Genomic DNA, 15,139 nt, shown 5'->3' with positions numbered 1-15,139 from the left:
CGTTCGTCGTGACGGTCGGGACGTAGCGCTTCGGCACGAGGGCGCGGGCGCCCGCTGCCGTCACCGCCCGCGGGATGGACAGCTCGACGCAGTCCGACTCGGTCGTCGTCAGCACCGTGAGGTGTGTTGCTCGGCCCTGCAGCCCCGGCGGTTCGTCGGCGCCATCGGCGTCCGACGCCCTCGCCGGGGCTGCTAGACCTCCCACCCCGAGCAACATGCAGGCCGCCGTTGCGATGCGCGCTCGATGCCTCATCGGTGCTCCTCCCCTGACCGCGTCCACCACACCCGTTCTGGACGTCGAGATCGAGCCACGCGTCACAACCTCCCCTGACGGCCGCCGTTCGTGTCATTGTGATGAGCGAGGACTTCGCGGCATTAGTGCCTCTTCGGACACCTTGACGGGCGCCGCGACCGTCACCGTGACAAAACCGTGCACCAGGACCGTGCACAAGGACAGGGCGCGCGGGGGCCGTCGGACCTCCCGCAGGAGGGGTTGAGGTGTCGGACCGTCGCCGGCTCGCGGCAGCCACCGCACGTGACCTCGCGGTCGCCGCTGCCCGTGGCGAGTCCCTGGCGCCATGGCTGCCGGCGGTGGTGGAGGCACTCCGGGCCGAGTCCGGCGTCGGTGTCACGCGGATCGACCGTTCGGGTCCGAGCGTCGGGATCTCGGTGGAGACCGCCGGCTCGGAGCCGGTCTCGGTCGAGCTCGCCGGCCTGGCGGCCGAGGTGGCCGACCAGCACCCGGCCCTCCTCTCGCTGTCGCCCACCGAGGCCGTGCGCGTCAGCGACCTCGTCGTCATCAAGGACTTCTGGCACACCGAGGTCTACGAGCGCATGCACGGCTACCTCGACGGGCGCTACCCGATGGCGATGCTGCTGCACGCGTCGCCGACGGAGGTGATGTTCATCGGCGCGCACCGCTCGTCGTCGGACTTCGGCGACGAGGACGTGGAGGCGCTCGAGCTCATCCAGCGACCGCTCGCCGCGGCGCTGGCCTTCCGTGCCGCGCTGGACGCGACGACGGCCGTGCTGCGAGACGAAGGCGGCCCTGCAGCTCTCGAGGTGGGGATCACGGGGCCGGCCGCGCTGTGCGCCGACTACCGGCCGACGCGCCGCGAGGCCGAGGTGCTGACCCTGGCCGCCGCCGGCTGGACGAACGTGCGCATCGCCCGTCAGCTCGGCATCGCGGAACGGACGGTCCGCAAGCACCTCAGCTCGGTCTACGAGCAGTCGGGGCGCAGCGGGCGCGCCGCTGCGGCAGCCTGGTGGGCGAGCCTGCAGGACAGCGACTGAGAGGGTCCGTCGCACGTGTCGCGCGGGCACCCTCGGCGGGGGCACACGGCATACGGCACAAGTCTTGGCACGTCACGCCTATCGGTCATCTCACGACCAATGCGACGCTGAATCCCTTGTTGCACAATTCGATTCAGTGATTGCCGTGGTTTCGATCATTCACACTGCACGGGGTGGACGGCCGGTGTATCCAAGAGGGAGCCAGGGTGAGCGATGCGGCCGGGGGGCCTGCGCCTCACCCAGAGGAATTCCTCTGACGAGGGAGTCCGGTCGGATGCGCTGTCGGGGGTCACGCGCGGGGGACGTCGAAAAGCCGGGGGGCGAGGCTCGGGGGCGGAGCTCGGGGACCAGCGTCGGCCGGTCATGCCCCCGACCAGCGGGGTGTGACCTCCAGCTCCACGGAGGAGGGGCACGACCCATGACCAGACCCACAGCGACTCGCCGTCGCTCCATCCTGTGTCGGCTGGGGGTGGCGATCAGTCTCATCGCCGCCCCGGCCGTCGCCATCGCCGGCGCACCGTCGGCCCTCGCCGGGCCGACCCCGACGACCCATGCCATCTCGACGACGACCAACCCGGACGTCGACGGCACCGGACACTGCAAGAACGGGAACGAGGCCGTCAACTGCAACATCTACGACGGGAAGGAATTCGTCTGGCTCACCGGCCTGCCGGCCAACGCCGGGCTCGACTCGGGCAGCTACTTCTTCGCCGTGCTCGTCCCGGGCGGCCAGGCCAACCCCAACGACGGCGGGGCCAACAACCTCTCCGACGACTACGACGCCTATACCAACCGGACGTTCAGCATTGCAGACAACGGTGCCATCAGCTACACCGGCTCGCACGACATCGCGAACAACAAGATCCGCCTCATGCCGTACGCCGACACGACGAACCCGGGTGGTGTCTACATCCTGGCCGTCTGCTCGCTGGCCAACGGCTACCCCGTCGACCCGAGCACGTGCAAGTACGACGCGTTCAAGGTCGGCGAGTCGGCCAACGCCGAAGCCCCCACGATCACCAAGACGGCCGACGGCGCCTACACGAACAGCTACACCTGGGCCATCACCAAGGACGTCGACAAGACGCTCGTCCAGGGCGGCGGCAGCACCGCCACGTTCAACTACACCGTGGGCGTGACGCACGACGGCGGCACGGTGAGCGACGTCGGCGTCACCGGGATCATCACGGTGTTCAACCCCAACACCTCGTCCGTCCACATCGACGACGTCACCGACGTGTTGTCGGACGGCACCGTCTGCACCGTGACCGGCGCCGGCCCGCAGGACATCCCGGCAGGCGACACGGACTTCGCCTACACCTGCCAGCTGGCCGGGCTGCCTCAAGGAGCCTTGGACAACACGGCCGAGGTGGCGTGGTCCAACCAGAGCGTCGGCTCGGCCTTCCTGCCCGGCGACACGGCGGGCTTCACGTTCACGCGAGTCGCCTTCACCGGGACGCAGGTCGACGAGTGCGCCAGCGTCTCTGACTCGTATGCCGGGACGCTCGGGACGGTCTGCGTCGGCGACCCGAACCCGACGACGTTCACCTACAGCCGGACCGTCCCGGTGCCCGTCGACACGTGCGTGAGCTATGACAACACCGCCACGTTCACGACCAACGACACCGGAACCACCGGCTCGGCCAGCCAGACCGTCACCGTCTGCGGCAAGGACTACGGGCTCACGATGGGCTTCTGGCAGAACAAGAACGGCCAGGCCATCATCACGGGCGGCGCGTCCACCGCAAGCGTCTGCAACTCCGCGACCTGGTTGCGTCAGTTCGCTCCGTTCCAGGACCTGTCGGCCACCGCGACCTGCGCCAAGGTCGGGACCTACGTCACCAACGTCATCAAGGCCGCCAACGCCTCCGGTGCCAGCATGAACGCCATGCTCAAGGCCCAGATGCTCGCGACGGCTCTCGACGTGTACTTCAGTGACGCGGCGCTCGGTGGCAACAAGATCAGCTCGCCGCTGCCTCTGGGTGGCGTGAAGATCGACCTGACCAAGGTCTGCTCGGTGCTCAGCCTCAGCGGCTCGTGCACCGGGTCGATGATCAGCACGAGCAGCGCGTTCGGAGGCGCCACGTCGATGACGGTGAGCCAGCTGCTCACCTACGCGTCGTCGCAGTCGAACGTCGGAGGCAGCGTCTGGTACGGCCAGGTCAAGAAGACGCAGGAGCTGGCCAAGGACACGTTCGACGCCATCAACAACAGCCAGGCCCTCGTCGCTCCGTGAGCACGGACCGGCGACGGGTCACCGTCGCCGGTCTGCCTGACTGACCCGCGCACCGCCTCCCGGACGGCCTTCCCCTCCGGGAGGCGGTGTCATGAGATGGCGTATGCCGTGCGCCGCCTCCCGACAGCCGCGCGCTTCACGGGAGGCGGGTAGACGTCTTCTCTTCGCCCGCGACCTTCGCTACCGAGATGCCCTCACTCGGCGTACGTCAGCGAGGTGCTCGCAGGAGGATGTACTCGGATCCGCGTTGAACCACCGACCAGCGGGCCTGTGCCGTGAGCGCCTCGACGACCGGCTGGCCGGTGCCCAACAGCGCGTAGGTGCACTTCGTCTTGCGCACGTAGTCCTGCCAGCCGGGATCGGCACTCTGGAAGTCCACGTGCTCCTTGACGTGGCCGGTCGCGTATATCTCGGTGCGACCGTCGATCGTTGGCCGCACGTTCGGGTGGCGCCAGATGAGCCAGCCGCCGATCCCGTAGTCGTTGCAGACGACGGTGCCCTGCGGCAAGGCCGAGAGGGGAGCATCGAGGTCGTTGGCACCCCAGGTGGGCACCGCCGCTCGCGTCGGCAGGATCAGAGCTGCGACGAGCAGCGCGAGCGTGGTGAGACCGAGGGTCAGACCGATCTCGCGGCGGGTCACGGGCTCCCGGTCCGGAGGCAGCAGGCTCTGCACGGTCGCAGCCGCGACGGGCGCCACGATGGCGGCACCGATGGCGACGGTGCGGCTGTAGAGCAGGGCCAGCCCTATCGCCAGGCCCACCAGGAGGATGTCGGTCCACCGGGCGCGCTCTCGCGACCGCGCCCACACGAGCAGCACCGCGCCGGCGAGGACGAGGAAGGCGATGAAGCTCGGCTGGTGCAGGGACGGCGGCATCCACTCCTCGATGTACTGCGTCGTCTCGTTGACGGCGAAGGGTGAGAGCAGCAGCGAGGGCCCGGTGGGGGTCAGGGCCGCGACCACCAACGATCCCAGCGGCACGAGCGACAGTCGGAGCCACTGCCGGCGGGTGACGGCGCGGTCGAGAGCGACACCGGCGAGCGCCACGACGCCGATCACGACGCCGAAGAACCACATGCCGTGCGTACAGGCCCACACCCACGTGACCGGTATCAGCCACCAGCGCGGTCGCCCGTCCGCGGCCGAGCGCAGCCACGCTGCGGTGAACGCCACGGCGAAGGCGAACGAGAGCAGGTGCGGTCGCAGGGACAGGCTCTGGCTCATGGCCACGAGGGCGACGGAGGTCACCGCAGCGGAGGCCAGGAGGGAGGCGCGGGCCCGAGTGGCCCTCCAGAGGGTGAGCCCGATGACCGCGCCACCCAGGGGCAACAACCAGGCGACGCCGGGAAGACCCAGCAGCTGCTGGGCGAGGCTCATCAGCAGCTCCGGGAGCCATTCGTGCAACCGCCACGGGTTGGTCGACATGGTGCTCCAAGGGTCCGGCCCGTTGAACGTCCACGTCTCGCGGAGCCGGTCCCCTGCAGCGAGGTGCCAGAAGGTGTCGGGGTCGCTGACCGGGCGGGCGAGCTGGACCACTGCAGCGAGGACGATGATCCCCGGCAGGGCCTGACGAATCCTCAGAGGCAACGGGCCGCGGCGACCCTCCACCGGCTGGGCGTCATCCACCTGCTGGCCGGCACCCGAGTCAGGGCACTCTTCCACAGCCGGGGTGGCGTTCTTCGTGTCACTCCTCACCGGGCGATCATCCCCGCTCGTCAACCGATAGGGGCCCTTTTGGGTGGATTGGAGAGATGCAGAGCGGGCGGCTTTCGCCTGCTGGCCGGGCGCCGGCCGTCGGCACCACGTCAGGTCGTCCGGACAGGAGTGGCCCCTTCGTGGCGCACACCGGACGCGAACCGCCCCTTGGCGGGAACCAGCAGACGCAGCCTGAGGGAGGGGCGCTCCACGAAGAGCCATGACATCCACGCCACCGGCACGGTGACGATGACCGAGAGCACGGCAAACCACAACGGTCCGACGGCGGCGGGGACATGGCGCACCGCCAAGAGTTGCTGCAACGGGAACGCGAACAGATAGACACCGTAGGAGATGTCGTTGCGGGAACCGAGACGTGTCGGTAGCCGAGCGCCCAACCAAAGCAGCAGGAACGCGAACGGAATCGGCGCGAGGGCGAGGTACCAGGCCCGATCGAGGAACTGCATGCCGACAACCACACCCAAGGAGACCAAGCCGGCAGCTGTCGAACGCGGGAGTCGCTCCCGCAGAAACCACAGGAGCACGCCTGCCGCGAAGAATGACCACAGCCGCGTGAGCTCCGGCGCGAGTTGGCCACCGACGCCCCATCCGAACTGGACGCCCACACAGGCTGCCAGTCCGGCACACACGAACGCCGCAGACCCCGCACGGAACCGCGGCACCACGACGAGAAGGCCGAAGACGACGTAGGCCGCTGCCTCGAACGGAAGACTCCAGGTCGACGCATTCCACAGTCCCTCGTACGCCACACCGGCAGGCGTTCCGTCGATGCCCATCTGTGTGGTGAAGAGCAGTGAGTTGTGGAGGACGTAGCCCACGGCGCTCCCCCAGGCGTAGCTCCGACCGCTGAGCCACGTGGACAGCGGCGCTACGACGAAGGCGGTGAAGAGCAGGAGCGCCCAATAGGCAGGCATGAGGCGAAGCGCACGGCGCCAGAAGAACGTCCGCGCGCTGGTTCGTACTCGACTTCCGGCGATGAGATAGCCGGAGATCGCGAAGAAACCGTCGACGGCGAAGCCCCCCATGTACGACCACGGGCCGGGCTGACCCGTTGCGGCCTTGAACGAGTGGTCGATCACGACGAAGGTTGCAAGGAGCAGGCGCAGCGCGTTGAGAGCGTTGTCATGCCCCCCGAGAGCCTGGTGCAGGGGCACCGCGTCACGCCCGGCCTTCGATGACATGGGCCAAGCGTGCCGGACCGCGACCGTCGCCTGCTCAAAACGCGAAAACCCTTGCGGTTGCAGGCCGCCCGCTTGATCACATATCCATTCAAAAGGGACTTATCGGTCGGCGAGATTTACCTCTGGCTTCTGCCGGAGTCGTGGCACCGCGGTCAGGAGCGCCAGCACCCCGCTGGACCACAGCGGCATTGCGAGCATCATTGCGACAGGGACAGCACTACGACGCCCTTTCAAAGCGCCCCAGATGATCACAGCCAGGGCAAGGGTGAGCCTGAGGCCCAGTGGGGGCAAGCCTGCCTGGGTCGGTGGCGTGGGCGCACCGACCACGAACTCCCACCACGCGACCCAGAGCCCTGGCGAGATGACGAAGGAGGCCGCGGCGACCAAGGCCGTGGCCAGTACGGCGACTGCTGCCTGACGCCACTCCCGCCGCACTGCGAACCAGACCGGCCCGAGGCCGGGGGTGATCTTGGTCAGCAGGGGGAAGGCCCACGCAGAAGGGAGTCGCAAACCCACCACGGCTGCCACGGCCAGGAACACCTCGATGTTCCCGATCAAGAGCACGGGAGGAGCGACGTAGGCGAGTAGGAGCCATCGCCAACGGGGCGCCAGCGGCCACAGCAGCCAGACCGTGGCGGCCATCAGCAGCACCGACCAGAGGGTCAGGAACACCGGCCACGGAAGCAGCGTCAGCGGGTAGATCAGCTGCGCGAACGCCGGCGAGTAGTTGAACGCGTCGGGCGAGCCCGGGGGCAGCGCGTACGGTCCGGTTCTCCACACGTTCCAGTACGCGTGTGCCGAGTCGGTTCCATAACTTGCCAGTCGACTGCCGAAGAGGATCCACACGGTGGGCGGAAGGGCGAGCCACAGGGCCGCGCGACAGACGTCGCGCAATGAGCGCTCGGTCGCCCCCACGGAAACCGTTGGCGCTGTCGGAGAGTCCGAACCGACCATCACGCCATCGGGCCGTCTCTGGGGATCCGAAGGTGGCGTCACCGCCCACACCTCAACAACGAGTACCCCTGAGTCTGCTCCACCAGAGACCACCCGCCTGTGGTCCGCATGGCCTCGAGCACAGGAAGCTTCACGGGAAGGAGCGCATACGAGCAACCCACACGAGCGGCGTAGTTGCGCCACCCGGCATCTGCGGCCATGAAGCCGAGGTAGGCCTTGATGTGGTCGACCGTGTAGAGCTCGACGCGAGTGTCCATCGTGGGCCTGAGCCCTGGATGCTGCAGCATGATCCAGCCGCCATCGGCTTGGTCGTTGCAGACGACGGTCCCTGCCGGGAGGCGGTTGAGGGCCTCGTCGAGGCCGTTGGGCCCGATGCCCGGGGTCGCCGCGACCGTTGGGAGGAGCAGCGCAGCGAGGAGGAGGCTCCCCAGTGCGAAGGCGGTCACGGCACCACGCTCTCGCCTCGGCCGATCTGGTGCAGGCTCGCTCAACAGATCCTGAATTGCCTTGGCAGTCAAGGGAGCCAGGATCACCGCACCCAAGCCCACCGTGCGCGACCATGATGTGACGAGCACCAAGGCGAGCGCTCCGAGAAGGACTGCAGTCCACTCCTGTCGCCACCGGCGCCGGAGGCGGACGACGATGGGGACCACGAGCGAGAGCGCAGCAAGCGTCGCGGGCTCGGTCAGGCTCGGCCGCTGCCACTCGGAGATGTAGGCCGTCACCCCCTCGACCTGGAATGGTGAGCTGAAGAGCCGGGGACCGACGGGCGTCAGCGCCGCAGCAGCCACGGACAGCAGGGGGACGAGCCCGAGCCGGGCCGCCCCACGAACCGAGACGCGGCGCTCGAGAGCCATCCCGACGATGACCGTGGCACCGATGACGGGTCCGACGAACCACATCCCGTGACTGCACGCCCAGAGCCACGTCAAAGGGATGAGCCACCACCGCGCCCGTCCGTCATCGCGCGTGAGCAGCCATGCGCTGGAGGTCACGGCCGAGAGTGCGAAGGTGACGAGCTGCGGTCGCGGCGACAGGCTCCCGCTCAGCGCGACGAAGGTGAGAGCGAGCACGAGTGCGCTGACCAAGGGTGACGAGCGTCGACGGCAGGCGCCCAGCACGGCCAACCCGACGAGCACGGAGCCGAGGCACAGCAGCCACGCCACACCAGGCAGGCCGTATGCCGCATGCGCCCACTGCATGAGCACCTCGGGGAGCCACTGGTTGAGGATCCACGTCTTCTCCGTGGCTGCCCCGAACGGGTCGTCGAGGACGAACTGCCCTGTGCTCAGGAGGTGCTCACCGGCCACGACGTGCCAGAAGGCGTCCGGGTCCTTCACCGGCCCGAGCGGCTTGAGGGCAAACAGCGCGATGACGAGTGGGGGCAACAACCAGCTGATCCGCGCCAGGGGCGAGCGGCCGTGAGACTGGGGGACGACGCCGGCCCCCGCGTCGGTGGCGACGGCCACGGCTGTCGTCAGCCGCCGAAGGCCTGCATCATGCGGATGCCGCCGGGGCCGATGATGACGATGAACAGGGCCGGAAGGATGCAGAACATCAGCGGGAAGAGGATCTTGATGGTGACCTTCTGCGCCTTCTCCTCCGCCTTCTGGCGACGAACGAGGCGCATGTTGACCGTCTGCTCACGCAACACGCCCGCGATGGGTAGGCCGAGACGGTCGGCCTGGACGAGCGCGGTGATGAAGTTCTTGACCTCCGGCAGGGTGACGCGGTCGCCCATCGAGCTGAAGGCCTCTCCGCGAGACTTGCCGATCTGGATCTCCGACAGCACGCGAGCGAACTCACCGGAGATCGGGCCCTCCACGTTGCGGGCCACCTGGAGCAGGGCGGCGTCGAACCCCTGACCAGCCTCGACACAGACGCTGAGCATGTCCAGGGCGTCGGCGAGGCTCTTGCTCGTCTCCTCCTGTCGACGGAGTGCGACGTTCTTGAGCAGCAGGTCCGGCAGGAAGAAGAGCGCGGCTCCGCCGATCACGCCGTAGAGCAGCGCGTTGGGCAGCTGGAACTTGCCGTAGAAGGCCCCGAGCACGATGCCGAGGATGAGCGCGGCACCCTTGAGACCGAGGATGCGCTCGACCGTCCAGCCAGCAGGGTTGCCCGCTTGGTCGAGCAGCTTCGTGTAACGGTCGTCGGCGCCGCCAGGAGACAGAGCGCGGGCGAGACCCTTGGTGCGCTCGAGGATCGGCGTGACGAGCCGGTCCTTTGCCGCCAGGTCGGTCGTCACGACTTCGCGTCGGTCGACCGACTGGTCGATGAGCAGGAGGGACTTGGCGACCCCGCGAGGCTCTCCACTGCTGAAGCCGACGCTGAGGACGGCGATGAGCAGGCCGACGGCGAAGAGCCCAGCGGCCAGGTAGACAGGGTTGACGTTCACGGTCACACCTCGATCTTCACGACTTGGCGCATCCAGAGGATGCCGACGCCCAGCGAGATGATGCCGCCGACGCTCATGAAGAGACCGACGGTCGTCGTCCACAGCAGGCTGACGTAGTCGTAGTTGACGCGGGTCATGTAGATGAAGATGAAGATCGGGAGCGCCACAAGGATGTAGGCGGACAGGCGTCCCTCGGCCGAGAGGGTGGCGACCTGTCGGTGCAGGGACTCCCGCTCGCGAAGGGTGCCGGCCGTCGTCCGCAGCGTGTCGGCCAGGTTGCCTCCGACCTCGCGCTGGATGCGGATCGCCATGACGGTCCAGTGCATCGACTTGCTCTCCATGCGGACGGCCACTCGCTCGAGGGCATCCGAGATGTCGGTGCCGATCCGGGTCTCGGCAAGGGCGCGGCTGAACTCCTTGCCGGCGGGTTCGGCCGCATCTCTGGCGACGGCGTCGAGCGCCTGTGGCAGACCGAAACCGCTGCGGAGGCTCGTTGAGATGAGCAGCAGGATCTGGGGCAGCTGCGCCTCGAACTTGCGGGCCCGTCGCGATGCGGCGAAGCGCAGGCCGAACGGCATGATGAGTAGGCCGAGGACCACGCCGAAGATGAGCCCCACCAACTTCGCCTGTCCTGCGAGCACCATTCCGAGAGCGGCTCCGACGATCACGGCAACGACGCGCAGCACCAGCCACTCCCCCGCCCGGAAGGGCAGGTCGGCGCGCTCGATGAGGGCCATCGTCTTGCTCGTGGACTTCCGGTCCTTCATCACCCGGTCACCCATGTCGAGCAGCTGGGCGGTGATGGTGCTTTGCGCAGCCTTCATCTCCTGCCGCGACAGCGCGACGACGTCACCGACGACGTAGGAGTCGATCGAGGCGACCCGCCGCTCACGCTTGGTCTCCAGCGTCGGCATGAGCGAGGTCCCCAAGGCCAGGAGTAGTCCAAGAGCCAGAAGGCCGCCCGCGATGTACGGGGTTCGGTCGGTGATCGGGACCGGACCGAGGCTGGCCGCAGCAGGTGCCGGCGCCGCTACAGCGGGTGCCTGGCTCGAGGAGCCCGATGGCCGGGGCGCTGCTGCGGAAGCGGCCGTGAAGGTGACCTCACGGCTGAAGCCGAAGGGCGTCTGACCAGCGACACCCGAGATCTCGTAGCTGTGCGGCCCCGTCAGCGGCTTGGGGATCGCGGACGAGAACTGCACCTGTCGGTTGAGCGCCTGGGCGGATGCTGCGAACGCGGCCGAGACGCCGGCGCTGTTGTCCGCCGCGACAACGGTGCCGCCGTTGGCGTCGGCGAACGCCTGGAGGGCCTTGGTCGCCTCAGGGTCGTTCGTGTTGAAGCGCACCACGTCGACCCGGATGCCGCCCGCCTTGAGCTTGGCGACCGCGTTCTTGAGGGCGAGCGCCTTGTTGTCGGCCATGGTGTCCGCGCCGTCGCTGAGGAGCACGATGCTGCGATCCCCCGAGCCACTCAGCACGGACGCGGCGCTCTGCATCGCGGCATACAGGCTGGTGTCCCCACGGGACTCGAGGCCGTTGATGACCCGCTGTGCCGCCGCCCGGTCCAGCGTGGGAGCGAGGTCGACACCCGCGGTGTTGGCGAAGGAGGCGACGCCGACCTTGACGTCGGCGGGGACGGTCCGGAGGTAGATGGCCGAGGCCTTGCGGACGGTCGCCATGCCCTGGGTGCCCATCGAGCCGCTCGTGTCGATGACGAGCATGGCCCGACGGTCGAGCTTTGCAGCCTGCTTGATGGTTGCCGGGAACGCCTCGTTGTCGACCTTGAGCTTGAGCGACGACGGGTTGAGCTGCACGTCCACCTTGCTGCGCAAAGTGATGACGCCGGTGACGGTCGAGCCCGAGCCGGAGGAGGTCGCCTTAACGTTGCTGAGACCGACGGACACGTCGTCTGCTCTCGCAGCTCCCGCAGGCAGCAGAACCAGACCGGCCGCGACGGCGGCCAGTCCGCTGATGAGTCGACGCGTCCCGAGGCTCACAGCACCGACCGCGAGAAGAGCGAGACGGGCAGCTCGACGCCCACATCGGCGAGGTCGGACGTGAACTTCGGGCGGATGCCGGTGGGCATGAGGGTGCCGAGGAAGCGCCCGTTCTCGTCGCGACCCGCGCCGTAGTTGAAGGTGAAGATGTCCTGGAGGGTGATGACGTCGGACTCCATGCCGACCACCTCCGAGATCGCGACGATGCGGCGCGAGCCGTCCTTGAGGCGCGACTGCTGCACGATGAGGTCGACGGCGCCGGCCACCTGCTCGCGGATCGCCCGGACGGGGAGGTCGACACCAGCCATGAGGACCATGGTCTCGAGACGAGCGAGGCTGTCTCGGGGGGTGTTGGCGTGGACGGTCGTGATCGAGCCGTCGTGGCCGGTGTTCATGGCCTGGAGCATGTCGAGGGCTGCGCCGTCACGGATCTCACCGACGATGATGCGGTCAGGACGCATACGCAGCGTGTTCTTGACGAGCTCGCGGATCGAGACGAGACCACGACCCTCGATGTTGGCAGGACGGGCCTCGAGACGCAGCACGTGCTGCTGCTGGAGCTGGAGCTCGGCGGCGTCCTCGATGGTGACGATGCGCTCGTCGTGCGGCAGGAAGGAGCTGATGACGTTGAGGGTCGTCGTCTTGCCCGAGCCGGTGCCGCCGCTGATGATGATGTTGCGGCGGCCCTTGACGCAGGCGTCCAGGAAGTCGCGGACGTTGGGCGTGAACGTGCCGAACGAGATGAGGTCCGCGGCGGTGAAGGGGTCGGCAGAGAACTTTCGGATCGTGAGCATCGAGCCGTCGAGGGCGATGGGCGGCACGACGGCATTGACACGAGAGCCATCGGGCAGACGGGCATCGACCATCGGGCTCGACTCGTCGACGCGGCGACCCACACGACCGACGATCTTGTCGATGGTGCGGCGCAGGTGCGTCTCGTCCGAGAACCGGGCGTCGACGGGGTAGATCTTGCCGGCACGCTCGATGTAGATGTCCTCGGCGCCGTTGACCATGATCTCCGAGACCTCTGCGTCGCGCAGGTAGGGCTCGAGCGGGCCGTGCCCGAGGATGTCGTCGGAGACGTCCTGGGCGATCCGGGTGCGGTCGGCGTGCGAGAGCGGCGTCTGCTCGGAGTCGATGACCTCCTGCAGCGTGGTGCGGACCTGGGAGGCCAGCTCGCTCTCGCTGAGGTTGGGGTCGTAGAGGCGCGGCCCCAAGGACGCGACGAGCGCTTGGTGCACGCGCTCCTTGACGCCGGCGAACGGGTCGACACCCCGACGACGGACCGGCGCCGCACCGTTGGTGATGCGGACCTGACCTCCGTTGGGCGCTGCCGGCTCGTTGATCTGGTTGGACTGACGCGCCCGCTCGAGGCGGTCGGCGAGGTTGCTCACTTCTTGCCCCCGAACAAGCTGAAGCTGCGCTTGGCACCGTTCTGAAGGTCCTCGCCGAACCGGCGCCGGATCTCGTTGTCGGCCAGGTCGCGGATGGCGAGGGACACCGGGCCGCGCGGGTCGTCGAGCACGATGGCGACCCCGCGGTTGACCGACGCGGGCACCGTCAGGCTGTTGGGCACGTTGGCCGAGATCGGCGCCTTGAGCGCCGCCTCGACATCGTCGGGCTTGAGCCCGACCTTGGCGTCGGCACGGTTGAGCACGATCGTCCGCGACTCCTTGGATGCTCCGAGCGTGTCCAGCGTGTTGATGGCGATGCGGAGGTTCTTGACGGCCGGGATGTCGAGAGTCGCGATGAGGATCGTGAGGTCGCTGACGTCGAACGCAGCGAGCACGTGCTCGGTGAATGACGGCGGCGTGTCGACGATGACGTAGTCGTACTGGCCGCGAGCCACACGAAGAAGCTCGATGACGACGTGGGACGGCACCCGGTCGGCGTCTGCTGGGTCTGCGGGCGCGGCGATGACGTCGAGGCCGCTCTCCTCGTGGCGAGTGACGACCGACTGCACGCCCTGGTCGTCGAGGTGACCGCTCATGGCCACGACGTCCCGCACCGAGCCGTGGGGCATGAGCTGGAGACTGATCGCGACATCGCCGAACATCAGGTCGAGGTCGACGAGCAGCGTCTTGGCACCCGTGGACGCGAGGTAGACGGCGAGGTTGGTCGACATCGTCGTCTTGCCCACGCCGCCCTTGGCGCTGAAGACGGTGATGATCTTGCCGTCGCGGCCACCGACGTTGGTGCCGTGGCCGCTCAGCTGCTGCGTGAGCGCCACCGACCGGCGGACCGCGTCGGCGAGCGCCGTCTGGTCGTCGGCCTGGACGACCTCGCGGACGCCGCTGCGCAGGGCCTGTGCCAAGGCAGTCACATCGAGTCGGTGGCGGAGCAGGATGACGCCGAGCTCAGGACGGTCGATGCGCTCGCGCTCCGCGAGCTCGCACGCGGAGTCGAGGTCGATGTCGGGCCCGATGACGACGAGCGACTGGTTGCGGTCCTCCTCGAGCGCGCGGCTGACGCGCGGTGCGGAGTTGAGCTGTAGCGCGTCGCCGCCGAGGGCGAAGCGGTACGTGTCGATGGCTGCCGGATCGTAGTCCCAGAGAATGGTCATTGGCCGGTCACCGCATCTCGGAGCTGGAGGTCCGTGACCTCGAGTGAGCTGTCCATCTTCACGTCGGAGCCGCGTAGGCCGGCGTAGAGCTGTCGGTTGTTGATGCCGTGGATCAACAGGGTGGCGTCCGCCGGCTTGACGGCGACGGTCACGAGGTAGCCACCGGCTGCCCCTGCCGCTGTCGCCGGCTGGCCTTCCGCCGGCGGCGCGGCAGCCTGGCCGGCCAGTGGCGCATCACCCATGGCGATGACGAGCACGTCGGGCATGAGGAGGCTGGTGCCGTGAACCTGGTTCTCGTTGAGGATCTTGGCCTCGGGCGTGTTGCGAAGGTCCTTGATCGTGTAGCTCTGGAAGAGCGCGATGTGCGAACCGGGCGTGACGAACTTGCCCACCCGAGCAGGGTCTGACAGAGACAGGGAGACCGCCAGCATTCCGCTCGGGACCTCGATGGCCTTGGTGCCCGCAGGCTGGTTGCCGAAGCGGGCCGCGAGCAGGTACTCACCCGCCGGGATGTCAGAGGTCGCCAGCAGTGCGTTGTTGTCAGCGTTGATCTCCTGAAGGGCGCCGGCCGGGACTGCCTTCGCCGAGACCGAGGTCTGCGCGATCAACCCGGTGCGCTGGGCGTCTTTCAGCGTCGTGCCGGCCGGGACGGGCTGTTGCGCCACCCACACCGGGGACGGCGACTCGGCCGCGATCGCTCGGGCGTCGGCGTTGCGGGCGTAGGTGATGACGAGGAGGCCACCACCCACAGCCAGGGCCAGCGCCACGACGATGGCGAGAATACGACGGTTCATACGGAGATCCCCCCA

The 15,139-nt window shown here is 68.3% G+C and carries 11 protein-coding genes; 2 read left to right on the top strand and 9 right to left on the bottom strand.

The genetic code is table 11. From position 1 onward, the window contains the following. Positions 1–498 precede the first annotated feature (498 nt). Both ABD297_RS15250 and ABD297_RS15245 read left to right on the top strand, forming a co-directional pair. Positions 499–1,293, top strand: coding sequence for a LuxR C-terminal-related transcriptional regulator (locus tag ABD297_RS15250; protein ID WP_344255887.1), 795 nt, complete (start codon positions 499–501; stop codon positions 1,291–1,293). Between the two features lie 418 nt (positions 1,294–1,711). Next, on the top strand, positions 1,712–3,529 hold the full coding sequence (locus tag ABD297_RS15245; protein ID WP_344255886.1) for a hypothetical protein: 1,818 nt from the start codon (positions 1,712–1,714) through the stop codon (positions 3,527–3,529). Between the two features lie 208 nt (positions 3,530–3,737). Here ABD297_RS15245 and ABD297_RS15240 read toward each other — a convergent pair whose 3' ends face one another. The 9 genes from ABD297_RS15240 to cpaB form a co-directional block, all read right to left on the bottom strand. Beyond that, entirely contained in the window at positions 3,738–5,222 is a 1,485-nt protein-coding gene (locus tag ABD297_RS15240) for a hypothetical protein (protein WP_344255885.1), read from the bottom strand. 110 nt (positions 5,223–5,332) lie between these two features. After that, the gene (locus tag ABD297_RS15235; RefSeq protein ID WP_344255884.1) at positions 5,333–6,424 is read right to left on the bottom strand and encodes an acyltransferase family protein; all 1,092 of its coding nucleotides are present in this window, start codon (positions 6,422–6,424) and stop codon (positions 5,333–5,335) included. 99 nt (positions 6,425–6,523) lie between these two features. Continuing rightward, positions 6,524–7,339: a glycosyltransferase 87 family protein gene (locus ABD297_RS15230; protein ID WP_344255883.1), complete on the bottom strand. Its 816-nt coding sequence runs from the start codon at positions 7,337–7,339 to the stop codon at positions 6,524–6,526. A gap of 77 nt (positions 7,340–7,416) precedes the next feature. Beyond that, positions 7,417–8,847: a hypothetical protein gene (locus tag ABD297_RS15225; protein WP_344255882.1), complete on the bottom strand. Its 1,431-nt coding sequence runs from the start codon at positions 8,845–8,847 to the stop codon at positions 7,417–7,419. 8 nt (positions 8,848–8,855) lie between these two features. Further along, positions 8,856–9,773, bottom strand: a complete 918-nt coding sequence (locus tag ABD297_RS15220; protein ID WP_344255881.1) for a type II secretion system F family protein — start codon at positions 9,771–9,773, stop codon at positions 8,856–8,858. 2 nt (positions 9,774–9,775) lie between these two features. After that, positions 9,776–11,674 carry a type II secretion system F family protein gene (locus tag ABD297_RS15215; protein ID WP_344255880.1) on the bottom strand — a complete coding sequence of 633 codons (1,899 nt, stop codon included), beginning with the start codon at positions 11,672–11,674 and terminating at the stop codon, positions 9,776–9,778. An 89-nt stretch (positions 11,675–11,763) separates the two neighbouring features. Beyond that, entirely contained in the window at positions 11,764–13,161 is a 1,398-nt protein-coding gene (locus ABD297_RS15210; RefSeq protein WP_344255879.1) for a TadA family conjugal transfer-associated ATPase, read from the bottom strand. Next, complete coding sequence (locus tag ABD297_RS15205) at positions 13,158–14,330, bottom strand: CpaE/TadZ family protein (RefSeq protein ID WP_344255878.1); 1,173 nt, start codon at positions 14,328–14,330, stop codon at positions 13,158–13,160. Before ABD297_RS15205 ends, ABD297_RS15210 begins: the two co-directional genes overlap by 4 nt. After that, positions 14,327–15,124: a Flp pilus assembly protein CpaB gene (gene cpaB / locus ABD297_RS15200; RefSeq protein ID WP_344255876.1), complete on the bottom strand. Its 798-nt coding sequence runs from the start codon at positions 15,122–15,124 to the stop codon at positions 14,327–14,329. The genes ABD297_RS15205 and cpaB overlap by 4 nt, the downstream gene beginning before the upstream one ends. Positions 15,125–15,139 lie beyond the last annotated feature (15 nt).

The organism is Terrabacter carboxydivorans (assembly GCF_039532035.1).
GTDB classification, from domain to species: Bacteria; Actinomycetota; Actinomycetes; order Actinomycetales; family Dermatophilaceae; genus Terrabacter; species Terrabacter carboxydivorans.
This window is presented reverse-complemented; position numbering and strand designations above follow the sequence as displayed.